At 71.6% G+C, this 23,327-nt stretch carries 17 protein-coding genes; 7 read left to right on the forward strand and 10 right to left on the reverse strand.

Features of this window, described 5'->3' with window-relative positions:
- Positions 1-28: 28 nt before the first annotated feature.
- The 3 genes from ACGFNP_RS45085 to ACGFNP_RS45095 all read right to left on the reverse strand — a co-directional run bounded on the left by ACGFNP_RS45085 (position 29) and on the right by ACGFNP_RS45095 (position 5,308).
- Complete coding sequence (locus ACGFNP_RS45085; protein WP_358324314.1) at positions 29-772, reverse strand: polyprenol monophosphomannose synthase; 744 nt, start codon at positions 770-772, stop codon at positions 29-31.
- A gap of 13 nt (positions 773-785) precedes the next feature.
- Positions 786-2,516: an apolipoprotein N-acyltransferase gene (lnt, locus tag ACGFNP_RS45090; RefSeq protein WP_393329153.1), complete on the reverse strand. Its 1,731-nt coding sequence runs from the start codon at positions 2,514-2,516 to the stop codon at positions 786-788.
- 560 nt (positions 2,517-3,076) lie between these two features.
- Complete coding sequence (locus ACGFNP_RS45095) at positions 3,077-5,308, reverse strand: HelD family protein (protein ID WP_393329155.1); 2,232 nt, start codon at positions 5,306-5,308, stop codon at positions 3,077-3,079.
- A gap of 292 nt (positions 5,309-5,600) precedes the next feature.
- On the opposite strand from ACGFNP_RS45095, the gene ACGFNP_RS45100 reads away from it, so the two are divergent.
- From ACGFNP_RS45100 to ACGFNP_RS45125, 6 genes are read left to right on the forward strand one after another with little or no spacing between them, the layout of a single operon-like run.
- The gene (locus tag ACGFNP_RS45100; protein WP_358324322.1) at positions 5,601-6,806 is read left to right on the forward strand and encodes an ROK family transcriptional regulator; all 1,206 of its coding nucleotides are present in this window, start codon (positions 5,601-5,603) and stop codon (positions 6,804-6,806) included.
- Positions 6,807-6,830: 24 nt separating this feature from the next.
- Positions 6,831-8,168, forward strand: a complete 1,338-nt coding sequence (locus ACGFNP_RS45105) for an ABC transporter substrate-binding protein (protein WP_393329157.1) — start codon at positions 6,831-6,833, stop codon at positions 8,166-8,168.
- A gap of 1 nt (position 8,169) precedes the next feature.
- Positions 8,170-9,093 carry a carbohydrate ABC transporter permease gene (locus ACGFNP_RS45110; protein WP_393329159.1) on the forward strand — a complete coding sequence of 308 codons (924 nt, stop codon included), beginning with the start codon at positions 8,170-8,172 and terminating at the stop codon, positions 9,091-9,093.
- Positions 9,093-9,983: a carbohydrate ABC transporter permease gene (locus tag ACGFNP_RS45115; protein WP_358324331.1), complete on the forward strand. Its 891-nt coding sequence runs from the start codon at positions 9,093-9,095 to the stop codon at positions 9,981-9,983. Before ACGFNP_RS45110 ends, ACGFNP_RS45115 begins: the two co-directional genes overlap by 1 nt.
- Complete coding sequence (locus tag ACGFNP_RS45120; RefSeq protein ID WP_393329161.1) at positions 9,980-11,239, forward strand: 6-phospho-beta-glucosidase; 1,260 nt, start codon at positions 9,980-9,982, stop codon at positions 11,237-11,239. The genes ACGFNP_RS45115 and ACGFNP_RS45120 overlap by 4 nt, the downstream gene beginning before the upstream one ends.
- The gene (locus tag ACGFNP_RS45125) at positions 11,224-12,318 is read left to right on the forward strand and encodes an N-acetylglucosamine kinase (RefSeq protein ID WP_393329163.1); all 1,095 of its coding nucleotides are present in this window, start codon (positions 11,224-11,226) and stop codon (positions 12,316-12,318) included. Before ACGFNP_RS45120 ends, ACGFNP_RS45125 begins: the two co-directional genes overlap by 16 nt.
- A 126-nt stretch (positions 12,319-12,444) precedes the next feature.
- Here the strand turns inward: ACGFNP_RS45125 and ACGFNP_RS45130 are convergent, their stop codons facing one another.
- The 7 genes from ACGFNP_RS45130 to ACGFNP_RS45160 form a co-directional block, all read right to left on the reverse strand.
- Positions 12,445-14,010: an FAD-dependent oxidoreductase gene (locus ACGFNP_RS45130; protein ID WP_393329165.1), complete on the reverse strand. Its 1,566-nt coding sequence runs from the start codon at positions 14,008-14,010 to the stop codon at positions 12,445-12,447.
- On the reverse strand, positions 14,007-15,482 hold the full coding sequence (gene glpK / locus ACGFNP_RS45135) for a glycerol kinase GlpK (protein ID WP_358324344.1): 1,476 nt from the start codon (positions 15,480-15,482) through the stop codon (positions 14,007-14,009). Before glpK ends, ACGFNP_RS45130 begins: the two co-directional genes overlap by 4 nt.
- A gap of 60 nt (positions 15,483-15,542) precedes the next feature.
- Entirely contained in the window at positions 15,543-16,427 is an 885-nt protein-coding gene (locus ACGFNP_RS45140) for an IclR family transcriptional regulator (RefSeq protein ID WP_393329167.1), read from the reverse strand.
- A 55-nt stretch (positions 16,428-16,482) separates the two neighbouring features.
- Positions 16,483-16,971, reverse strand: coding sequence for an Lrp/AsnC family transcriptional regulator (locus ACGFNP_RS45145; protein WP_358324351.1), 489 nt, complete (start codon positions 16,969-16,971; stop codon positions 16,483-16,485).
- A gap of 23 nt (positions 16,972-16,994) precedes the next feature.
- Positions 16,995-17,588 (reverse strand): ATP/GTP-binding protein, encoded by a 594-nt coding sequence (locus ACGFNP_RS45150; protein WP_358324354.1) that lies wholly within the window; start codon positions 17,586-17,588, stop codon positions 16,995-16,997.
- A 284-nt stretch (positions 17,589-17,872) separates the two neighbouring features.
- Positions 17,873-18,724, reverse strand: coding sequence for a terpene synthase family protein (locus ACGFNP_RS45155; protein ID WP_358324357.1), 852 nt, complete (start codon positions 18,722-18,724; stop codon positions 17,873-17,875).
- Positions 18,725-18,936: 212 nt separating this feature from the next.
- Positions 18,937-21,825 carry a CHAT domain-containing protein gene (locus tag ACGFNP_RS45160; RefSeq protein ID WP_393329170.1) on the reverse strand — a complete coding sequence of 963 codons (2,889 nt, stop codon included), beginning with the start codon at positions 21,823-21,825 and terminating at the stop codon, positions 18,937-18,939.
- 115 nt (positions 21,826-21,940) lie between these two features.
- Here ACGFNP_RS45160 and ACGFNP_RS45165 point away from each other — a divergent pair, with 115 nt between their 5' ends.
- On the forward strand, positions 21,941-23,299 hold the full coding sequence (locus tag ACGFNP_RS45165; RefSeq protein ID WP_393329172.1) for a S8/S53 family peptidase: 1,359 nt from the start codon (positions 21,941-21,943) through the stop codon (positions 23,297-23,299).
- Positions 23,300-23,327: the final 28 nt, after the last annotated feature.

Here is a 23,327-nt window from a genome sequence, read left to right on the forward strand (position 1 = left end):
GGCGCCGCCTGAGGGCGATCACAGGTTCTCAGGTGCGCTTGCCACGCAACCGGGCGGGCAGGCCGGTCAGGCCCCAGACGGCGATGCGCCAGAACGACTCGGCCATGACCCGGCTGCTCATCTTGCTCGTGCCGACGGTCCGCTCGACGAACGTGATCGGCACCTCGACCACCCGCAGGCCGTGCTTGGCCGTCCGCAGGGTGAGGTCGACCTGGAAGCAGTAGCCCTGTGACTCGACGTCGGCCAGCCCGATCTTGTCCAGCGTCGCTGCGCGGTAGACGCGGAACCCGGCGGTCGCGTCGCGCACCGGCATGCCGAGCATGAGCCGCGTGTAGATGTTGGCGCACCTGGACAGGAGCTCGCGCGAGGCGGGCCAGTTGACCACCTTGCCGCCGGGCACCCAGCGCGACCCGATCGACAGGTCGGCGCCGTCGGCGACCGCCTCCAGCAGCTTGTGCAGCTCCTCGGGCTGGTGCGAGCCGTCGGCGTCCATCTCCACCAGCACGTTGTAGCCCTCGTCGAGGCCCCAGCGGAACGCGGCGATGTAGGCGGCGCCCAGCCCTTCCTTGCCGGCCCGGTGCAGGACGTGGATGTGATCGTCCTTGGCGGCCAGCTCGTCGGCGATCTCCCCGGTGCCGTCGGGGCTGTTGTCGTCGACCACCAGCACGTGCGCGTCCGGCATCGCGGCCCGCACCCGCTCGGTGATCATCAGCACGTTGTCACGCTCGTTGTACGTCGGTATGACGATGAGTATCCGGCCAAGAATCTCCATGATCAGTTATCCCTCACGCGGTCGCCTTGCCCCTGACCCGCCACGCGGCGACCCCGGCGGCCGCCACTCCCATCAACGCCAGCGCCCACTCCGGCAACGCGCCGACCTGCGTCGCGACCGTCGCCTGGGTGCGCACGGGCACCTTCACCACGTTCATGTCCGCGACGAGCTCGCGGGTCCGCCAGGAGACCTTACCTTCAGGTGTGACGTACGCCGAGATGCCGGTGGTGGCCGCCGTCACGACCGCCCGGTTGTGCTCGACGGCCCGCAGCTTCGACATGGCGAGCTGCTGCGGCGGCAGGTTGGACTCGGCGTAGGTGGCGTTGTTGGTCTGCACCACCAGCGGCGTGGCCCCGGTCTGTACCGTCCTGCGCACAGTGCCGTCGTAGGCGACCTCGTAGCAGTTGACCGCGCCGATCGTCACCGGGCCCAGCTTCAGGTCGCCCGGCTTGGTGCCCGCGACCGACTGCCTGCCCACCAGGCCGGCTCGATCCCACAGGGCCAGCACGATCTCCTTGAACGGCGTGTACTCGCCGAACGGCACCAGATCCTGCTTGTCGTAGTAGGCGCCGGGCCCGGTCACCGGGTCCCAGACCAGACTGCGGGTCGCGCGGTTCTCGTCACCGATGGCCACGACCGCGCCGACCAGCGTGGGCACCCCGACGTCCTTGACGGAGTCGTCGATGATCTGGCGGGCGCCCGCGTCCCGGTAGGGGTCGATGTCGGTGGAGTTCTCCGGCAGGACGACGAGGTCGGGCTTAGGGAGTTTCCCATCCCGTACGGCCTGCGCCAGCTTTTTCGTCTCGTTGGCATGATTTTTCAGGACAACGGCGGGTTCGTCGCCCAGGATGTCCATGCCCCGGCCCGGCACGTTGCCCTGCACGATGCCGATGTTGACCGAACGCCCCTCGTCCCCCGGCCTCGGCACGGCCAGCGTCAGCAGCGGCACGGCCAGGGCGATCGCCACCGGGACGAGCCGCCCCGCGACTCGCCGGGCCTCCGCCGGCCGCCGCAGCACCGCGTACGCCAGCAGGGCCCCGCACAGGGCGACGGCGAACGACACGAGCGGCGCCCCGCCCAGCGCGGCGTACTCGGTGAACAGCGACTCGCCCTGGCTGAACGCCAGCCGCGCCCAGGGGAAGCCCCCGATGGGGAACAGCCCGCGCGCCCACTCCATGGCCACCCAGAGCCCGCCGAACCACAACGGCCACAGCGGCAGCCGGAACACCAGCGCGGCCAGGGCGGCCATCACGGCGTAGAACAGGCTCTCGACCCCTACCAGCATCACCCAGACGTCGTCACCGATCGTCCGTACCCAGGCCAGCGTGGGGAACAGGAACACGGCGGCGGCCAGGTAGCCGAGCCAGGCGGCACGCCGGGGGCGGACACCGTAGAGGGCGGCGACGATCAGCCCGACGCCGAGCGGCGCGGCGAGCCACCAGTCGATGGGCGGGAAGGCGAGGAACAGCAGCCCCCCACCGGCCACAGCGGCGGCCACCCGGGCCAGGAGCACCCGCCCTGACTCCCGCACAGCCCGCCCCGCGGGCGCGGACGCATCGGAGACGGGAGCGGACGTGTCCACGGCCGGAGAGGGCGCGTCCACACCTGGAGCGGCCGACGTAGGCGTGCCCGCGGCCGACGTAGGCGTGCCCGCGGCCGGAAGCCCGGAATCGGGCGTGGGCGGATCAGGGATGTGCGGGGTCCCGCCGCCAGTGGGCGGTGGGCCCGTCTTGTCCTGCACCACGCGGGGTTCTCCTCGCCGTTCGCACGCCTGCTTGCGAAAACGCTACCGCTCCCGGGCGGCGAATCGGCCGTCGCGGCCCCTTGTTGCCTCAGAAGTAGGAGTAACCAAACTCTGGACGGCCCAGAAGCGGGCGAGCGAAGCCGGGCGGGGAGCGGCAGGGTGATCCCGTGACCTGACGGGACCACCCGGCGCTGATGGCGATCCTGCGCACGAGAGGGAAGAGGGCCCGGAAACCCTTCGGACCGGACCCGTCTCGTCGGCGGCGAGCGCGGAATTCCGTTGTCTACTGGGCTCCCGGGCCCGTCCCGGGTCCAACCCCCCGCCCGGCTGGGGTGCCCCGACTCGACGGACCGACGGCCCTGCACCTGGCTGTGTGGACGAAGTCACGCTCCGTCACGGACGCAGGATCCGACGATGTCAGAGACGGCCAACCGGCCAAGTCCCGTGCTGGACTGCGCAGCAAACTACCGACTCCACCTCAGATGTCAACCGTGTCCCGATCAGCAGAAACATCAAGTTTCCGCAGGTAGGACATGCTTGCGTTGTCGCATTAAAGCGATCTAATGCCCATTTGTCGGCCCGGACGCACGGCTTGGCAAGCCGCTCAGCGCCTCCGACAGGAGGGCCGACAGCGGCCGTTCGTGGACGACGCCGAGCCGCTGGGTGGCCCGGGTGAGAGCGACATAAAGGTCGCTCAGGCCGCGCGGCGACTGTGAGGCTATCAGGTCGGGCTCGGCCACGATGACCGAATCGAACTCCAGCCCCTTGGCATCGGCCACGCCGAGCACGGCCACCGGAGCGTCGAGCGCCGCGGTCCCCCGGGTGGCGCCGGAGGAGACCACGGCGGCCCCCTCCACCGTGTCGGAGATCGCCTTGCCGAGCTCGCCGAGCAGCGCGTCGGGGACGACCACCGCCACCTTGCCGCCCTCCCCGACCTCGGACTTGACCAGCTCGGGCAGCGCGGACAGCGGCGCCGACCAGGGCTCCGCGCCGGTGTCGCGGACCGAGGTGGGCGCCTCGAGCGCCGGGTCGATGGTGGCCAGCACCCGGGCGGCGACCTCCATGAGCTCCACCGGCGTGCGGTAGTTGACGGTGAGCCGCTCCTGGCGCCAGCGTCCCGCCACGTAGGGGTCGAGGACCTGGTTCCACGATCGGGCCCCGGCCGTCGAGCCGGTCTGCGCGATGTCGCCGACGATCGTCATCGACCGGGTGGGCACCCGCCGCATGATCACCCGCCAGGCCATGGACGACAGCTCCTGCGCCTCGTCCACGATCACGTGGCCGTAGGCCCAGGCGCGGTCGGCGGCGGCGCGCTCGGCCGTGGTGAGGTAGGGGCCCTCCCCGCGCTGGCGCTCGGCCAGGCGCTCGGCCTCCATGACGTCGGACAGGCCCGTCAGCTCGAGCACCTCCCGGGCGTAGGCGAGCTCCGCCTCGCGCTCGTGCTCGGCCGCCTGCCTGGCCGCGGCCAGGTCCTCCTCGGCCTGCAGGGCGCTGGCGCGCAGCACCTGCTCGTCGATCTCGCCGAGCACCTCGGCCGCCTCGTCGAGCAGCGGCACGTCGGACTCGGTCCACTCCCCTCCGTCACGGCGCAGCAGCGCGCGCTCCTCCGGCGTCAGGGCCGAGGCGGCGTGGTCGAGCCGCTCCGGCGAGGCGTACAGGCCCAGGAGCAGGCGCTGCGGGGTCAGGTACGGCCAGAGCCGGTTGAGAGCGGTCTTGACCGGCTGCTCGGTGCGCAGTTCCTCGCGCAGGTCGGCCAGCTCGTCGTCGTCGATGAGGCCCTTGCCGAGCTTCCTGGCCGCCTGCCTGGCCAGGGCGTTGAGTATGGACCTGACGAACACCGCGCGGGCCTGGTTGTGCGGGCGGCGCGAGCGGGTGGCCTTGTTCTTGGCCGCTTCGAGCATGTTGCGGTCGATGGTGAGGGCGTAGCGGCCCAGGTTCAGCTCGACGGGCTTGCGGGGCACCCGCTGCCGGTCGCGTACGGCCCGCTCGATCACCTCGGCCATGCGGATGTCACCCTTGATCGCGGCCACGTCGGGCCGCTCCCTGGCGGTGGCCGTCAGGCCGGGGTAGAGCTCGCCGACCGTCGACAGCAGCACGTCGGTCTCGCCGAGCGAGGGCAGCACCTGCTCGATGTAGCGCAGGAAGGTGAGGTTGGGGCCGAGGATCAGCACGCCGCGGCGCTCCAGGCGCTCCCTGTGGGTGTAGAGGAGGTACGCGGCGCGGTGCAGGGCCACGACGGTCTTGCCGGTGCCGGGGCCGCCCTGGACGACCAGCACGCCGTTGAGGTCGGCGCGGATGACGCGGTCCTGCTCGGCCTGGATGGTGGCGACGATGTCCCGCATCCGGCCGGTGCGCCGCTCGTCGAGGGCGGCCAGCAGCGCGGCCTCGCCGTTGAGCGTGGCGCGGTCCTCGTCGGTCAGCGTGTCGAAGTCGAGCAGGTCGTCGTCGACGCCGATGACCACGCGGCCCTTGGTCTGCAGGTGCCGCCGCCGGGTCAGGCCCATCGGCGCGGCCGGGGTGGCGCGGTAGAACGGCTGGGCCACGGGCGCGCGCCAGTCGATGAGCAGCCGCTCCTGCTCGTCGTCGGTGAGGCCGAGCTTGCCGATGTAGAGCCTGCCCTCGTCGACGTGGTCGAGACGGCCGAAGACCAGCCCGCGCTCCACCGCCCACAGCCGGGCCAGCCGGGAGGCGTACATCCCGGCGAACGTGTCGCGCTCCGACCTGTTCTGCAACGTGCCGACGGCGCCGGCGCCGAGCACCTCCTTCAGCTGGCTCTGGGTGCGTTCACGCAACGCGTCGAGGCGGGCATAGAGGCGGGCGACGTACTCCTGCTCCCTTGCCAGCTCCGTTTGACGAGTTGCCGCCTGACCATTATTGTTGTTAATGGGACACTCCGGGCCATTCTGCTTGTTGTTACGACAAACGACGACATTAGCACGCCTGTTGAGGCACTCCCATCCTCTCGCCTGATGTCCTTCCCCGCATCCGGTCACGGCTTGGTTTCACCCCTTGACCGAAACCGTCCAGACTCTTAGGTTCGCATCAAGTTAGGAAAGTTTCCTAACTTCGAGCCAAGGGGTGAACGTGAGCGGTCCGGTGCCGGGGACTCCCAGTCTGCTACGCGCGATCAACGATCGCGCGGCCTTGCAGGCCCTCCTCGAACGCGGCCCGCTGACCCGCCCCGAGATCGGCACCCTGACCGGCCTGTCGAAGCCGACGGCCTCGCAACTGCTGTCCCGCCTCCAGGAGGCCGGGCTGGTGGTGCTCGACGGCATCAGGGAGGGGCTGCCGGGCCGTACCGCGGAGGTCTACCGGATCAATCCGGCCGCGGCCTACGTGGGCGCGCTGGACGTCACGCCCGCCCGGATCGAGGCCAGGATCGCCGACATCGCCGGCACGACCGTGGGCTCGTACACGCTGCCCACGCCGCGCCGGCCGGGCGGCGAGCTGGTCGCCCGGCTGCGCGCGGCGCTCGACGGCGCGGGCTCACCCGGCCCGCTGCGCCGGGTGGTGATCGGCGTGCAGGCGGCGATCGACCCGTCCACCGGCCGGCTCGGCTACGCCACCGCCAAGGACATGCCGGGCTGGCAGATCGGCGACCTGGTGCCGACGCTCGCCGAGGGACTCGGCGTGCCGGTGTCGGTGGAGAACAACGTCAACCTGGTGGCACTGGCCGAAATGGCGCACGGCGCCGCCCGCGGCGACTCCGACTTCGTGCTGCTGTGGGCGGACGAGGGCATCGGCTCGGCCATCGTGCTGGGCGGGCGGATGCACAGGGGCGCCACCGGCGGCGCGGGCGAGGTCGGCTACATGCCGACCCCGGGCGCGCCGACGGCCCGCGAGGCGGGACGGTACGCCAACCACGGCTACCAGGCGCTCACCGGCGGCCCCGCCGTACTGAAACTGCTGCGCTCGTACGGCGTGCGCGGCACGGACTTCCGCCAGGCCATCGCGAACGCGGTGCGCGCGGCGGACGAGCACCAGACGGGCCAGAAGGCCGACGACGCACGGGCGGGGCTGCGCGACATCGCCGCGCGGCTGGCGGTGGGCCTGGCCGCCATCACCTCCGTCATCGATCCCGGCCTCATCGTGCTGACCGGCGGCGTGGTGCTGTCGGGCGGCGAACCCCTGCGCGAGCTGGTCGAGCACGAGCTGCACGCGCTGACCATTCCGCGGCCCCGGCTGCGCCTGTCGTCCGTCGAAGGCAACCCCGTCCTCGCCGGCGCCCTCGACCTGGCCCTGGACCTCGTCCGCGACGAGGTTTTCGGGTCAACGGTCCCGACATCATGAGACACACCATGAGGAGGCACCCCTGTGCGCTTCGTTCCCCTGGCGGCCGCAGGGCTCGCCATCCTGAGCCTGGCCGCGTGTACCGCGGGTAAAGAGGGCGGTCCCGCCCTCGGTTCCCAGTCCAAACCTGCCAACGCCGCGCCCACGGCGCTGCCGGCCGCCTCCATCGAGCTGTGGCACGGGTTCTCGGCGGACTCGGAGGTGAAGGCGTTCACCGACGCCATCGCCGGGTTCAACAAGAAGTATCCGCAGATCAAGGTCAAGCTGGTCAAGGGCGTACAGGACGAGCAGATCACGCAGGCCGTACGCGGTGGCCGCCCGCCGGACGTGGCCTCCTCCTTCACCACCGACTCGGTGGCGACCTGGTGCAAGAGTGGCGTGTTCCAGGACCTCAACCCGGTGATCAAGCAGGACGGCGTCGACCTGTCGGGCCTGCCGGCGGTCGTGAACGACTACACGCAGTACGAGGGCAAGCGGTGCGTGATGCCGCTGCTGACCGACGCGTACGGCCTCTACTACAACAAGGCCCTGATGAAGGGCCACCAGCCGCCCAAGACCCTGTCGGAGCTGACCAAGCTGGCCAAGGAGCTCACGGTCAGGAACCCGGACGGCACCATCAAGGTCGCCGGGTTCATCCCGAGCGGCCAGTACTACGAGAACACCGCGGGTCACTGGAGCGCGATGGTCGGCGCCAAGTGGACCAACCCCGACGGCACCTCGGCGATCGGCTCCGACCCCGCCTGGAAGACCCTGCTGAAGTGGCAGAAGGACCTCATCGACTGGTACGGCTACGCGAACCTGGACAAGTTCCGCAAGGGCCTGGGCGACGAGTTCTCCGGCAAGCACCCCTTCTACCAGGGCAAGGTCGCCATGGGCATCGACGGCGAGTGGCGGGTGGCCATGATCGCCAATGAGGCGCCGAAGCTCGACTACGGCACCGCCCCCATGCCGGTCGACGACAGCAAGCCCGACCTGTACGGCAGCGGCTTCACCGCGGGCACCGTGATCGGCGTGCCGAAGGGCGCCAAGAACCCCGAGGCCGCCTGGGCACTGGTGAAGTACCTGACCACCGACACCGACGCGCTGGTCACGCTGGCCAACGCGATCCGCAACGTGCCGACCACCAGGGCCGCGCTGGAATCGCCCGCGCTGAAGAAGGACGAGCACTTCCAGACCTTCCTCGACATCTTCGCCAACCCGAAGACGAGCACGATCCCGGCGCACGTCAACAGCGTGTTCAACCAGGAGGCGCTGCAAGGGTTCATCACCTCGTGGGAGAAGGGCTCGGTCAAGGACCTGGACGCGGGGCTGAAGGGCGTCGACAAGACCATCGACGCCAAGTTCAAGCTGTCGGGCGGCTGACGTGGCGTCCGTACCTCTCAGGCGCCGGGAGGGGCTCCGGGCCCTGCTGTGGCTGTCGCCGTGGCTGGTGGGCTTCGGGGTGTTCTTCGCCTACCCGCTGCTGGCGACCGTCTACTTCTCCTTCTTCAACTACGACCTGTTCTCGCTGAAGTTCAACGGCCTGGACAACTACCGCTACTTCATGCAGGACGAGCGGGCCTGGCTCTCGATCCGGAACACGGCGTGGCTGGTGGCCGTCATGGTGCCCGCCCAGGTGCTGTTCGCCCTGGGCGTGGCGCAGCTGATCACCAAGCTGAAGTCCGGCGTGGGGTTCTTCCGCACGCTGTTCTACCTGCCGTCGCTGGTGCCGGTGACGGCGGGGACGGTGGCCTTCGTCTTCCTGCTGAACCCGGCCACCGGGCCGTTCAACCGGATCCTCGCGCTGGTCGGCATCTCCGGGCCCGACTGGTTCGGCGACAAGGACTGGTCGAAGCCGGGACTGACGCTGCTGGCCATGTGGGGCGTCGGCAACATCATGGTGATCTTCCTGGCGGCGCTGCTGGACGTGCCCCGGCACCTGTACGAGGCGGCGGCCATCGACGGGGCCGGGGCGTGGCGGCAGTTCCGCAGCATCACGCTGCCGACGATCCGTCCGGTGCTGATGTTCTCGGCGGTGACCGGGGTCATCTACACGCTGCAGTACTTCACCCAGGCGATGATCGCCTCCCGGGTCGCGGCGGGCGTCACCGACGCGCCGGGCACCTCGTTCGTGCCCGGGTATCCGGAGATGTCGACGCTGACGCTGCCGCAGTGGCTGTTCCAGACGGGCTTCCGTGACTACACGATGGGCTACGCCTGCGTGCTGGCGCTGGTGCTGTTCGCGGCGTCGATGGTGTTCACACTGGTCCTGCTGCGGCAGTTCCGCGGGTTCGAGGAGGTGGCCTGATGACCGCCACACTGCTGGCGCCGTCCTCCCAGGCGGCGGGGCGGCGCGTCCGGGTCCGGCGTGGCCGTGCCAAGAAGGTGCTGTACTGGATCGCGACGCACGCGACGGCCGTCGCGCTGGGGATCGCGTTCATCGGGCCGCTGGTCTTCGTCCTGCTGACGGCGGTCATGTCCGACAATCAGACGCTGACCGACGAGCTGTGGCCGCACACCTGGAACTGGGCCAACTTCGGCGAGGTGTTCGCCAAGTCGCCGATCCTGCTGTGGCTGCGCAACACGATGATCTACGCGGGGCTCGGCACGCTGTTCACGCTGCTGTCGTCGATCCCGGTGGCCTACGCGCTGGCCCGGTTCCGCTTTCGCGGGCGCAGGGTGGCGTTCCTGCTGGTCATCACGATGATGATGCTGCCGCCCCAGGTGGTCGCGGTGCCGATCTACCTGATCTGGGCGCGGCTGAACCTGACCGGGACGCTGCTGCCGCTGATCCTGCCGATGCTGCTCGGCGACGCGTTCTCGATCTTCCTGCTGCGGCAGTTCCTGCTCTCCATCCCGCGCGACTACACCGACGCGGCGCGGGTGGACGGCTGCACCGACTTCAGGACACTCATCCGGGTGGTCCTGCCGATGGCCAAGCCGGGCATCGCGGCGGTGGCGCTGTTCCAGTTCTTCTACTGCTGGAACGACTACTACGGGCCGCTGCTGTACGCCGCCACCAACGTCGACAGCTGGACCCTGTCGGTGGGGCTGGCCTCGTTCAAGGCGCTGCACAGCGTGCAGTGGAACCTGACCATGGCGGCCACGCTGCTCGTCATGGCACCGGTGATCATCGTGTTCTTCTTCGCCCAGAAGGTCTTCATCGAGGGCGTGACATTGACAGGAGTGAAGGGTTGAAACTGGCCGTGGTGGGGGGCGGCTCGACGTACACGCCCGAGCTGATCGACGGGTTCGCGCGGCTCCGCGACGAGCTGCCGGTCACGGAAATCTCATTGATAGATCCCGATTTATCGCGACTTGAGGTCGTTTCCGGGATGGCGCGCCGCATGCTTGCCCATGCCGGGCATCCGGCCCGGGTGCTGGCCACCTCCTCGGTCGAGGAGGGCGTCTCGGGGGCGCAGGCCGTCCTGTTCCAGCTGCGGGTGGGCGGGCAGGCGGCGCGCGACGTGGACGAGACGCTGCCGCTGCGGTGCGGCTGCGTGGGGCAGGAGACGACCGGCGCGGGCGGGCTGGCCAAGGCGCTGCGCACGGTGCCGATCGTGCTGGACATCGCCGAGACGGTCCGTACGCACGCGCCGGAGGCGTGGATCGTCGACTTCACCAACCCGGTGGGCATCGTCACCCGCGCGCTCCTGGACGCCGGGCACCGGGCGATCGGGCTGTGCAACGTGGCGATCGGCTTCCAGCGCCGCTTCGCCGCCGCGCTGGGCGTGCCGCCGTCGCGGATCTCGCTCGGGCACGTCGGGCTCAACCACCTGACCTGGGAACGGGCCGTGTACCTGGACGGCGAGGACGTGCTGCCCGCGCTGCTCGCCGCGCACGCGGAGTCGCTGGCCGACGACCTGGCGCTGCGTCCCGCGCTGCTGCGCCGGCTCGGTGTGGTGCCGTCGTACTATTTGCGCTATTTCTACGATCATGACGCGGTGGTGGAGGAGCAGCGGGCCAAGCCGTCGCGCGCGGCCGAGGTGGCGGCGATGGAGACCCGGCTGCTGGAGATGTACGCCGACCCGTCGGTCGTCGAGAAGCCGGCGCTGCTGGGCGAGCGGGGCGGCGCGTACTACTCCGAGGCGGCGGTCGCGCTGATCGCCTCACTGCTCGGCGACCGCCCCGGCACCCACGTGGTGAACGTCCGCAACCGCGGCACGCTGCCCTTCCTGGCCGACGACGCGGTGATCGAGGTGCCCGCGGCCGTCTCCGCCACGGGCGCCGAGCCGCTGCCGGTACCGCCGGTCGAGCCGCTGTACGCGGGGCTGATCGCGCACGTGTCCGCCTACGAGACGCTCGCCCTGGAGGCGGCTCGGAACGGCGGTGCGGACCGGGTCCGTGACGCCCTGCTGGCCCATCCCCTGATCGGCCAGGACGCCACCGCGGAGGAGCTGACCGGCCTGCTGCTGGAGGCCAACCGCGCGTACCTCCCGTGGACGGTGAGGTAGTGGAGCACCGCAGGCTCGTCCTCGCGGTCGACGGCGGCAACAGCAAGACCGACGTGGCGCTGGTCACGGAGGACGGCGAGGTGCTGGCCACCGGCCGTGCGGGCCCGTTCGCGCCGCAGAGCGAGGGCGTGGCGGCGGCGCTGGACGTGGTGGAGGAGGCGGTACGGCAGGCGCTCGCGCAGGTACCCCTGGGCGGCGCACCCGGCCCGGACCGCTCCCCCGACGCGCCCGGCCCGGACAACTCCCCCAACGACGCGTCAGGCCCGGACCACTTCCCCGACCGGCCCACCGTCCTGGGCCGGTTCGATCATGTGGCGGCCTATCTGGCGGGGGCCGACCTGCCGGTCGAGGAGGAGGCCCTGGCCCACGAGTTCGCCCGTCGGGGCTTCGGCCCGGACATCTCCGTCCGCAACGACACCTTCGCCGTACTCCGGGCGGGCGCGTCGGGTCCCTGGGGCGTGGCCGTGGTGTGCGGCGCGGGCATCAACGCGGTCGGCGTCTCCCCCACCGGCGAGGTGACCCGCTTCCCCGCGCTCGGCCACCTCAGCGGCGACTGGGGCGGCGGCCAGGGCATCGCGGAGGAGGCGCTGTGGCACGCCGCCCGCGCCGAGGACGGTCGCGGGCCCGCGACGGCGCTGGCGGAGCTGTGCACGCGGCACTTCGCCGTGGGCACGGTCGAGGAGCTGATCCTGGAGATCCACTTCGGCCGTCTGGACGAGTCCCGCCTGCACGAGCTCACCCCGGGCGTCTTCGCGACGGCCGCGGCGGGCGATCCGATCGCCAGATCGCTGGTGGAACGCCAGGCGGAGGAGATCACCGTGCTGGCGGAGGTCTGCCTGCGCCGCCTGGACCTGCTGGAGACGCCCACGGAGGTGGTGCTGGGCGGCGGCATCCTCCAGGCCCGCGACCCGCTCCTGACGGCCCTCCTGGACGCCTCGTTCGCCGCCAGGGCGCCCCGGGCCAAGATCCTGGTGGTGGACGTCCCGCCCATCGTCGGCGCCGCTCTCAACGGCCTGGAGCACCTGGGCGCGACGGACCTGGCCAAGGCCCGCCTGCGCGCCCGCTACGAACGGGCCTGACAGGCCCTGGAAGCGATCACAACAGCGACCACGACGGCGGTCACGGCGCCGGGACCGGCTGCGGTCACAGCGGCGGTCGCGGCAGCGGCCACGACGCCGAGGTCACGACGCCAGGACCGGCAGCGGTCACGACGCCGGGACCGGGCCGCCGGTGAGGAGCGTCTCGACTCGGGTCCGGACGTCGGGGGTGTCGAGGCCGCGGACCGTGAGGGTGGTGCGGCGCCGTACGACATCGTCGACCGTCGCCGCCCACTCGTGGTCGCGCGCGTAGACCGCCTGCGCCCAGATGTCCGGCCCGTCCGGATGGATGCGCTCGCCGAGCGCGGGCGTGTCCCGGATGAGCCTGGCCAGGTCGAACGCGATCGAGCCGTAGTGCGAGGCGAGGTGGCGGGCCACCAGCGGGTCCATCCGGGCGCCCGGGTCGCGGTCGGTCCACAGGCGCATCGCGACCGCGTCGGGGCTGGCCAGGCCGGGCAGCGGCATGGCGGGCAGGATGGCCGCGAGGTCGTCGCCGAGCGGGTGGCCAGGCAGGTGGGCGAGCGTGTCGAGGACGACCTTGCCGATGTGCCGGTAGGTGGTCCACTTGCCGCCGGCCACCGACAGCATGCCGCCCTTGCCCCGGCTGAGCACCGTCTCCCGCTTGGCCGACGACACGCCGCCGGGACCGCCCGGCAGCACGCGCAGCCCGGCGAAGGCGTAGGTGATGTCCTCGCGCCGCAGTTGCGAGTCGCGTACGGCGTGCCCGGCCTCGTCGAGGATCTGGGCCACGTCGGCGTCGGTGGCGCGCACGCCGGCGGGGTCGCCCTCGTAGGCCTCGTCGGTGGTGCCGAGCAGCAGGTGGTCCTCCCACGGGACGGCGAAGGACACGCGGTACTTGTCGATCGGCGTGGTCAGGGCCGCCTTCCACGGCTCGTGGCGGCGCATGACCAGGTGGGCGCCCTTCGACAGGCGGATGCTCGGCGCGGCGCCGGGGTCCTCCATGCGGCGCAGGTGGTCGACCCACGGGCCGGTGGCGTTCAGCACGAGGCGGGCGTCGACGCCGAACTCGGTGCCGTCGAGCCGGTCGCACAGCTCCGCCCCTGAGACCGTACCGCCGCTCTCGCGCAGGCCGACGACCTCGGCGTGGTTGAGCACGACCGCGCCCGCGTCGACGGCGGCGCGCACGGTCATCACCGCGACCCTGCTGTCGTTCATCTGGTGGTCGCCGTAGACGGCGGCGGCGCGCAGCCCCTCGGGCCGGAGCGCGGGCACCCGAGCCAGCGCCTGGTTGGCGGTGATGACCCGGCCGAGCCCGTCGCCGAACACCGACAGCGCCGAGTAGAGGAACACGCCCGCGCCCAGCTTGGCGGCGCCGTGCGGGCCGCCCCGGTAGACCGGCACCACGAAGGTGAGCGGCTTGACCAGGTGGGGGGCGATGTCGCCGGCCAGCGCCCGGCGTTCGCGGTGGTTCTCGGCGACCAGCTTGACGTTGCCGGTCTGCAGGTAGCGCAGGCCGCCGTGGACGAGTTTGGAGGAGGCGCTGGAGGTGGCGCCGGCGAAGTCGCCGCCGTCGATCATGGCGACGCGCAGGCCCGCCTGGGCGGCCATCCAGGTGACCGAGGTGCCGAGGATGCCGCCGCCGATGACCAGCAGGTCATAGGTGCCCCTGGACAGCTCCTCGCGGGTCTCGGCGCGGGAGGCGATCGTGGTCATGGGGTGCTCCAGTCGAGGCTGCGTTCGATGGCCTTGCGCCAGTTGCGGTATTCGCTGTCGCGCACGTCCTGGCCGATCTTCGGCCGCCACTCGGCCGCCTTGTGCCAGTTGGCGCGCAGGCTGTCGGTGTCGGGCCAGTAGCCGGTGGCCAGCCCGGCCGCGTAGGCGGCGCCCAGGCAGGTGGTCTCCGACACCATCGGCCGCACCACCGGCACGGCGAGCACGTCGGCGAGGATCTGCATGAGCAGGTTGTTGGCGGTCATGCCGCCGTCGGCGCGCAGCGAGGTGAGCGCGAGCCCGGCGTCGGCGTTCATCGCGTCGACCACCTCGCGCGTCTGCCAGGCGGTCGCCTCCAGCACGGCCCGCGCGATGTGCCCCTTGGTGACGAACCCGGTCAGCCCGGCGATCACGCCGCGCGCGTCGGAGCGCCAGTGCGGGGCGAACAGGCCGGAGAACGCGGGGACGAAGTAGCAGCCGCCGTTGTCCTCGACGGTGCCCGCGAGGGTCTCGATCTCGGCGGCGCTGGAGATCAGGCCGAGGTTGTCGCGCAGCCACTGCACGAGCGAGCCGGTGACGGCGATCGAGCCCTCCAGCGCGTACGTGGCGGGGGCGTCGCCGATCTGGTAGCCGACGGTGGTGAGCAGCCCGTGCTTGGAGGCGACCGGCTCGGTGCCGGTGTTCATCAGCAGGAAGCTGCCGGAGCCGTAGGTGCTCTTGGTCTCGCCCGGGCCGAAGCAGGTCTGGCCGAACAGGGCCGCCTGCTGGTCACCCAGCGCCGCCGCCACCGGCACGCCGCCGTCGGCCGTGCCGTACACCTCGGCGGAGGGGCGGATCTCCGGCAGCATCGCGCGGGGCACGCCGAGCGCGGCGAGCAGCTCGTCGTCCCAGCTCAGCGTGCGCAGGTTCATCAGCATGGTGCGGCTGGCGTTGGTGACGTCGGTGACGTGGCGGCCGGTGAGCCGCCAGATCAGCCAGCTGTCCACGGTGCCGAAGAGCACGTCGCCGCGCTCGGCCCGCTCCCGCAGCCCGGGGGTCTCGTCGAGCAGCCAGCGGATCTTCGGCCCGGCGAAGTAGGTGGCCAGCGGCAGCCCGGCCCGCTCGCGGAAGAGCTCCTCGTGCTCCGACAGGGACCTGACCAGGGCGTCGGTACGGGTGTCCTGCCAGACGATCGCGTTGGCCACGGGCCGCCCGGTGTGGCGGTCCCACAGGACGGTGGTCTCGCGCTGGTTGGTGATGCCGAGGGCGACGAGCTGGGCGAAGTCGATCCCGCTGCCGGTGACGGCGTCGGCCACCACGCCCTGGACGGCGTCCCAGATCTCGGCGGCGTCGTGCTCGACCCAGCCGGGCCTGGGGAAGATCTGCCGGTGCTCCCGCTGCGCCACCGAGACGATCCGGCCGTCCTGGTCGAACACCATGCACCTGCTGGACGTGGTGCCCTGGTCGATGGCGGCTACGTACTGCGGTCGGGGCACGGCTTCCTCACTTCGATGTGTTCGGCATTGCCGAACGGGTTTGCTTGGCGTCTCAACACGTCACCGGCTCAGGTCGCGGGTGATGGCGCGGGCGGCGTCGCGGATGTAGGAGACGATCGTGATGCGCGGCTCGCCGTCGTCGGCCAGCCGTTCGACGGCGCCTCTGACGCCGATGGCGCCGACGGTGACGCCGCGGCCGTCCCTGATCGGGGCGGCGATGGAGACCTCGCCCTCGACCAGCTCCTCCACGTCGCAGGCCCAGCCCCGGCCGCGGACCAGCTCCAGCTCCTTGGCCAGGTCGTCGGCGCCGGTGATGGTCCTGGGCGTGAAGGCGGGCAGCCCTTCGACGGCGGGCTCGTCGCCGCGTGTCGCCGTGGCGCTCGCGTGGGACGTCTCGGCGGTCGCATGGGGCGCCCCGCCGGACGCGTGAGGCGTGTTGGCGGACGCGTGAGGCGTGGCGCCGGACGGCGGGTCGAACGCCGCCCCCGCGTCGCCGTACGGGTCGTAGGCGAGCAGGACCTTGCCGAGCGCGGTCGCGTGCGCGGGCAGCAGCGTGCCGACCTGCAGGACCTGCATGCTGTCGTCGGGCCTGAACACGTGGTGGACCACCAGGACGCCGCCCTCGTGCGCGGTGCCGATCCACACGCTCTCCCTGCTCCGCCCGGCCAGGGCGTCGGCCCAGTTGAGCGAGCGGGTGCGCAGCTCGTTGACGTCGAGGTAGCTGCTGCCCAGGTGCAGCAGCGTGCCGCCGAGCCGGTAGCGGCCCGTGGCGGCGTCCTGCTCGACGAAGCCGACATGGACCAGCGTGCGCAGGATGCCGTGCAGCGTGCCCTTGGGCAGGCCCATCGCCCGGGCCAGCTCGGCCACGCCCAGCTCGCGCGGGCCGGAGGCGAGCAGCCTCAGGATGCCGGCGGCCCGTTCGACGGACTGGATGGTCTCTCCCACGCCCCACACCGTACCGTGGTTCGGCAATGCCGAACAGATGCAGCGTGAACTGTCATCAGGAAGGGGGCGCGGGGCTGGACATCGGCTCGTCGGCGCCGTCGGCCGCCACCTCGGGCGGCCGGTGCTCGTACGGGGTGCTCAGCACGACGGTGGTGCGCGTGGAGACGTTCGCCGACGCGCGGATGTGCTGCAGCAACTCCTCCAGCGCCAGCGGCGTGGCGACACGCACCTTGAGGATGTAGCTCTCGTCACCCGCCACGCTGTGACACGCCTCGATCGCGGTCAGGTGGGCCAGCCGCTCGGGCGCGTCGTCGGGCGCGGCCGGGTCGATCGGCTTGATGGACACGAACGCCGTCATCGGCAGCGCGATCGCGTCATAGTCGATGATCGCGGCATAACCGCGAACGACCCCGCGCTTTTCCAGGCGGCGGACCCGCTGGTGCACGGCGGACACCGACAGCCCGGTCTCCCTGGCCAGATCGGTGAAGCTCATCCGGCCGTCGCGGGCCAGCAGCGTGATGATCTGGCGGTCGATCTCCTCCATCGGTCAAAGGTAGCCGGTCGTGGTCACGACATGGTCCCGACCGGGGTGGCACCTCTGTTCATGGCATGTTCGACCAGCGTGATGAGCACTTCCCGGCCGGAATCCCGCCTGCGGGCGTCGCAGCGCACGATCGGGATGTCCGGGTCGAGGCCGAGCGCCTGCCGTACCTCGCCGACGGTGAACGGGCGCGCGCCTTCGAAGCAGTTGAGCGCCACCACGAACGGCTGCCCGCGCCGCTCGAAGTAGTCGATGGCCGGGAAGCAGTCGGCCAGCCGTCGCGTGTCGGCCAGGACCACCGCCCCGAGCGCGCCCATCGCCAGCTCGTCCCAGACGAACCAGAACCGTTCCTGCCCGGGCGTGCCGAACAGGTACAGCATGTAATCGTCCCGGATCGTGATCCGGCCGAAGTCCATGGCCACGGTCGTGGTCGGCTTGGCCTCGACACCCGAGAGGTCGTCGATGTCCGTGCCGATGTGCGTCAGCGCTTCTTCCGTACGCAGCGGACGGGTCTCGGAGACCGCGCCCACCATCGTCGTCTTGCCCGCGCCGAACCCGCCCGCGATCAGGATCTTGATCGCGGTCGGCAACCTCCATCGATCAGTACGACCGAAGTCCATCCAGCACCGCCTGTACATCCCTCCGCGGCCGTGCCGCGCATGCACAAATCCGCCCCGAGGAGCCGTGGTCAGTGGAACCTGTCAAGGCGCAGAGAAAAGGTCGAATCACATGCCTGGCATCGAGACACCCTAGCAACGCCACATATTCCACTCAAGCCACAATCATCCTCAGGAATGAATATGTCATGGTTTGTCGTATCTAGACCAGTTATTCGCTCCTGCTGTCCACTGCGGTAAAGGCCCCTGTCATGGCAGGTTGCGAGACCGTAACGGCTTCAGAGGGCCTAGCCGGAAATGCCGTGCAGCCCCGCGTTGAACCCGATCTGCCGCCGCAGGTACACGGCGGTGCGCGGGCTGCGCTCGCGTACCGGCTTGAGCAGCTCCAGAGCCTCACGCGCCAGCTCCGCCATCGCGTCCGTTACCTCGGTGCGGCTGACGCCGAGCATGAGCACGTTGAGGTCGCCCCAGCTGACGTCCCTGCGGTAGGAGGCGAGGTCGCCCAGCAGGTGCAGGTAGCGCTGCACGTGCGCGCTGACGGCCCGCAACTCCCCCAGATGATGCCGGGCCCACTCGTCGCCCGCGTAGATCCAGTGCGACAGGTCCACGAAGCAGGATCCCCGGCTGTCGGCGTTGTCCAGGTAGCGGGCGAAGGTGGGGATGACCTGGGTGTCGCGCCACACCCACGCCCTGGCCATCGCCTCGAACATGCCGGCCAGCTGATCCCGCCAGAGCACGCGATGGTCCTCGAAGTCCTTGACCGTCGCCAGCTCGTCACGCAGGTCGGCCAGGAACCGGGTGACCGCCGCCCGCGGCACCGCGCCGTCGGCCACCGCCAGGCAGTCGCGGGCCAGGGCGGTCACCTGGGAACGCGTCGTCGTCGTGTGGTCCACCAGCCGGTCGACGGCCGACACCCAGAGCGCGGTCCGATTGACGATCTTGAGCGCGTTGGACGTGGCCCACGGGGCGCTGAAGGCACCGGTCAGCGCCAGAGCGGCGTAGAAGTCCGCGTCGAAGGCCGCTGGCGGGAACAGCCCGCGGTACATCTGGGCGCACCGACGTAGATCCCTGCCGCACTCCGCGGCCAGTGCGCACGCCATGCCGAGCTCGAACGCCTCGTCCAGCTCGTCGTCCGCCATCCTAGAGCCATCCCATGGGCATGCGGATCATGGGCGACGACCCCCCCAACCGGCATTGCTGCCTCTACTGGCGAATTCTCACATGATCAATCACATTCGATCAAGGCGGGGACACCACCCTGTAACCCCGCACTGTCACCTCCATGTCATCGAGAGTGTCAGCGTCCATGTGCCAGCATCCACCGAGTCGGCCCGCCTGTCAGCCACTGTTCTCAGCCCGCCCCGATCGCGATGAACGAGACGTCGTCGCCGCGGGCCGCGCGGAGCGCCTCCGCCAGGCTGAGTCCGCGCCGCAGCCCGTCGTGCAGGGCCACCATGACGGGCACCGCCGCCGCGTCGTTCACCGGCACGACACTGGCCACGATGCCGGCCGTGCCGAGGCGGAGCAGCGCGGTGGCCGGCCCGAGCACCTCATCGGCCCCCACCGCGGCGACCTGCCCGGAGTCGCAGCTCGACAGCACGAGCCGGTAGGGGGCGCGGCGCAGCCGTTCGAGGTCGTACACGGTGAGGGGGCCGTCGTCCAGCAGCAGCGAGGAGAACAGCGGACTGTCGGCCCGGAACGTCCCGTGCGCCGCCAGGTGCGCGAGACGGCAGCCGTCGATGGCCGCCAGCACGCCCTGGGCCGTCGCCGAGCCATCGGCCAGCACGGTGGCGGGTCCCGCGGCTTCGCGGTACAGCTCGGCGATGGAGCGCACCTCGCCGTCGGCGTTCGCCACGCCGGGCCCGCGTACGAGCACCACACCGCCGTCGGCGGGCGGGACGGCCGTCCTGGCGCGCAGCCACGCCGCCGCCGACGGCGCCACGCTGAAGGCCCTGCGGCGCAACGCGGGCAACAACGCCCAGGGCGCCCCGTGCAGCGTGCTCGCCGGCACCACGACCAGCGGCTCACCGCACGGCCGGCCGTCGCTCGGCTGCCTGTCGCTTGGCCAGCCGTCGCTTGGCCAGCCGTCGCCTGGCCGCCCATCGCCTGCCGACGCGCCGTCCGGCCGCTCGTTGCCGAGACGTGTCGCTACCGGTCCCAGGAGGGCGCGTTGCAGCCGGTCGCCGAGGCGGGCGAGCTCCTGGGGGGCGGCGCGGTCCTGGTAGGCCAGCCGCCGCAGTCGCGATCTGGCGAACTCGATCTCCGTGACGGCCGCCGCCACGGGACCGACCGTGAACCGGCGTACCCGGCCGTCACCGCACAGCAGCGCGTACAGCAGCCCGTCGACCACCACCAGTTCGACCAGCCGGCCGCCGCCGATCGCCGCCAGCAGCCGCCGGCCGCCCGGGCCCGGGTCGTCGTCGCGGGCCCCGGCGCCGCGTACGCGCAGTGTGGCGGCCCGCACCCGCGCCTCCAGCCGGTCCCGGTCGCGTTCCAGCGTGGCCGCCGACGAGCTGCCCTCGGACCGTGCCCGGCCCAGCAGGTGGTCGGTCTCGCGCAGCGCGGCGAGCTGGGCGAGCAGCCAATGGTCGTCGGGCGGGCGTACGGGAGGCACGTCCAGCGAGGTCGCCCGCCACCGTTCGGTCCAGGCGAGCAGCCGCCGGGGCCGTCCCACGCGCAGCCAGTGCCGCTGGGCGAGCGTGACCAGCTCGGCGCCGTGCGCGGTCGCCAGGGCCCGCAGCTCCGACGAGCCGAACGCGAGCCGGTGTTCCTCGATCAGCGCCAGTCCCGCCCGGCAGGCGTGCAGCAGCCGCCGGGGCCGCCCCGCCGCCTCCGCCCGCAGCGCCTCGGCCAGCCAGCCACCCGCCCTGGCCGTCGCGGGACCACGGTGCCGGGCCCGCGCCGCCTCCGCCAGATGATGATCCGCCTCCCGCCCCCTGCCGAGCACCAGCGCCGTACGGCCGGCGAGCAGGTGAGCCTGCCACACCTCAGGCGAGCCGAGCCCCGCCAGCCTGGCGGCCAACCGCCCGGCCTCGGCCAGCGCCCTGGCAGACACCACCCCATCCCCTGAACCCACACCACCGGCGGCCTGCCCGACCAACGGCCCGGAGGCCGCCACACCACCGGCCGCCCGCCCAACCGACGCCGCACCACTCACCGAAGGGCCGGACCCGCCACCAAGCAACCGGCCGGCCCAAGGACCGGAGGGCGCCGCGCCACCAGTCGATGCCACGGCCTCGGCGAACCCGGCCTGGACCAGGATGAGCTGGGCGTGTGCCGCCCACCAGGCGCGGCGCTGGCCGGCGAACAGGGCCCGCGCCTCCCCCGCCCGCGCCCGGGCCGTACCCGGATCCCCGGCCAGCAGCCCGGCCCGCGCGGCGATGAGCAGCAGCTCGGCCCGCATGGTCGCCTGCCCCCGGAGCCGCGCCAGGTGCCCCAGCGCACCGTCGGCCTGCTCCAGCGCGTCACGCGCGAGCCCGGCCGCCAGCAGCACCGCGCACCGGTCGGCGGCCAGGTCGAACATCGGGGTGCCGAGCGCCTGGAAACCCCGTTCGGCCTCGTCGAGCAGATCCAGCGCGACCGGCAGGTCACCCGCCCTGAAGGCGACGACCCCGCGGTTCTGGATGGCGACCACCGAGTCGTGTTCCTGGCTGGTGGTGGCGAACATCCGCTGGGCCACCCGGAAGTCCTCGTCGGCCAGGGCGACCGAGCCGCGCGCGAGCCGGACGTGCCCGCGCAGGGTCAGCGCGCGGGCCGCCCAGACGGTGTCGCCCGCGCCGAGCAGCGCCGGGGCGGCGATCTCCAGGTCGTCGAACGCCTCACCGTGCCGGCCGAGGATCCATCGGGCACCCGCGCGTCTGAACAGCACCCGCGCCCTGGTGGTGCCGCTGGAGAGGGCGGCCGCCCTGTCGAGCGCGGACAGGCCGGCCCTGGTACGGCCGTGCTGAAGGAGGGCGATGCCGAGCGTGGCCAGCACGTCGGCCTCGCGGTCGGGCGAGCCGGAGCGCCGCGCCAGCCGTACCGCCTGCCGAAGTTCGCGGATCGCCGCGTCGAGGTCGCCGAACTCGCGGCGCAGGATGCCGATCGCCTGATGCGCGATCGAGGCATCGTACGGCCCCCGCCCGTCGGCGAGCATGGCCGTGGCGGCCGTCATGGCCTGTCGCGGACGCGCGAAGACCATGGCCAGCACATCGTGCGGATCAGCCGGAATCCGGGAATCCCTCGCCGTTTCCCCAGACACGGAGTCGATGGTAAACGCGGCCCATCCGGGCGTCCATGCGGCACGTGTATCAGGGACGCGGTACGCCGCTCATACATGGCAAGCCCGCAGTCACCCACCGAGGAGGCCCCGAAAGATGAGCACACCACGCCACGGACGCGACATGCGTTTCTGGGAGCAGCTCGAGATCCTCAACGAGGCGCTGCCGGAGGGCAGGCTGGCCGTGGCCGGGCCGCAGGGCGCGACCCCGGAGTCCGACGTCCTCCCGCGCTTCGCCTATCTCGCCGAGCACCTCCTGGTCCGCGCGCCCGACGTGGAACGTGCCATCGACCGCCTCCAGTCCGCCCTTCCGTCGGGGCAGCCAGTCCGCGTGGTCTGGCCCCCGGACCAGGACGCGCGGCGGGTCACGGTACGCAGGCTGTCCATCGGCTCCCGGGACGTCTTCCGCAGCCTCGCCCTGCTCAGGGAGGCCGGGATCCAGAGCACGCTGGTCCACTTCGTCACGGTCTCGGGCGTCAACCTGTGCCCGGGTGACGAGCCGGTGCCCAGTGGCGAGCCGCTCAAGCCGCCGATCGCCGGCCGCGACCGGGGCGAGGACGCGCACGTCACGGTGATCGACACCGGGCTCGTGCACGACTACCTCGACCACCAGTGGCTGGCGCAGAGCTCCGGCCAGCCGAACATCCCGATGGTCGACGGCGACGTCACCACCCAGGCCGAAGAGGTGGACGCCGACGGCTTCATCAAGCCGTACGTCGGCCACGGCACGTTCATCGCGGGCGTACTGCGCTGCGTGGCTCCCAGCACGGATGTACGCGTCTACAACGGCTTCCCGTACGGCGGCGCGGTCGAGGAGGACCAGCTCGGCCTGCTCCTCCTGCAGACGCTCGACACCCACGGCTGGCCCGACGTGCTGTCACTGTCGGCGGGCACCAGGACGAACGACGCCCAGGCGCTGCTCGGCCTGACCGACTTCATCGGCGAACTGGCCGACCACCCCGAGACGCTCCTGGTGGCCGCGGCCGGCAACGACGGCGAGACCGTGCCGTTCTGGCCGGCCGCGTTCGCCGCGGAGGCGGTGAACGCCACCGGCGATGTGATCCTGTCGGTCGGCGCGCTGCGCGAGGACGGGCTCGGCCGGGCGTGCTTCAGCAACCACGGTGACTGGGTGACGGTGTTCGCGCCGGGAGAGCGGCTGGTCAACGCCTACACCTCGGGTGACTATGAGTACGACTACCCGCACAACACGACCTGCCGCTTCCACCCGGTCGTCCCGCTGTATCCGGGCTGCACCTGCGTCGCACCGCTGTCGGAGGGGGACGTGGTCAAGTTCAGCGGGATCGCGCAGTGGAGCGGCACGTCGTTCGCCACGCCGTTCATCGCCGGTCTCATCGCGGCGCGCATGTCCGAGGCCGGGGTGACCTCACGGCAGGCGGCCGGGGACCTCATCTCGGGACAGCTGGCGATACCTGATCTCAGTGGTTTTCTGCGATGACTCAACCACTCCCTGTTCTGGAGCGTCT

Origin of the sequence: Nonomuraea sp. NPDC049269 (assembly GCF_043197155.1) — a bacterium.
In the GTDB taxonomy this organism is placed as follows: domain Bacteria; phylum Actinomycetota; class Actinomycetes; order Streptosporangiales; family Streptosporangiaceae; genus Nonomuraea.

Bases quoted from the DNA above. Each gene is read 5' to 3' on its own strand.
- ACGFNP_RS45145 (WP_358324351.1), bottom strand. From the start codon at position 16,971: ATGGAGGAGATCGACCGCCAGATCATCACGCTGCTGGCCCGCGACGGC.
- ACGFNP_RS45130 (WP_393329165.1), bottom strand. From the start codon at position 14,010: ATGACCACGATCGCCTCCCGCGCCGAGACCCGCGAGGAGCTGTCCAGG.
- ACGFNP_RS45150 (WP_358324354.1), bottom strand. From the start codon at position 17,588: ATGGACTTCGGTCGTACTGATCGATGGAGGTTGCCGACCGCGATCAAG.
- ACGFNP_RS45115 (WP_358324331.1), top strand. From the start codon at position 9,093: ATGACCGCCACACTGCTGGCGCCGTCCTCCCAGGCGGCGGGGCGGCGC.
- ACGFNP_RS45155 (WP_358324357.1), bottom strand. From the start codon at position 18,724: ATGGCGGACGACGAGCTGGACGAGGCGTTCGAGCTCGGCATGGCGTGC.
- ACGFNP_RS45085 (WP_358324314.1), bottom strand. From the start codon at position 772: ATGGAGATTCTTGGCCGGATACTCATCGTCATACCGACGTACAACGAG.
- ACGFNP_RS45165 (WP_393329172.1), top strand. From the start codon at position 21,941: ATGAGCACACCACGCCACGGACGCGACATGCGTTTCTGGGAGCAGCTC.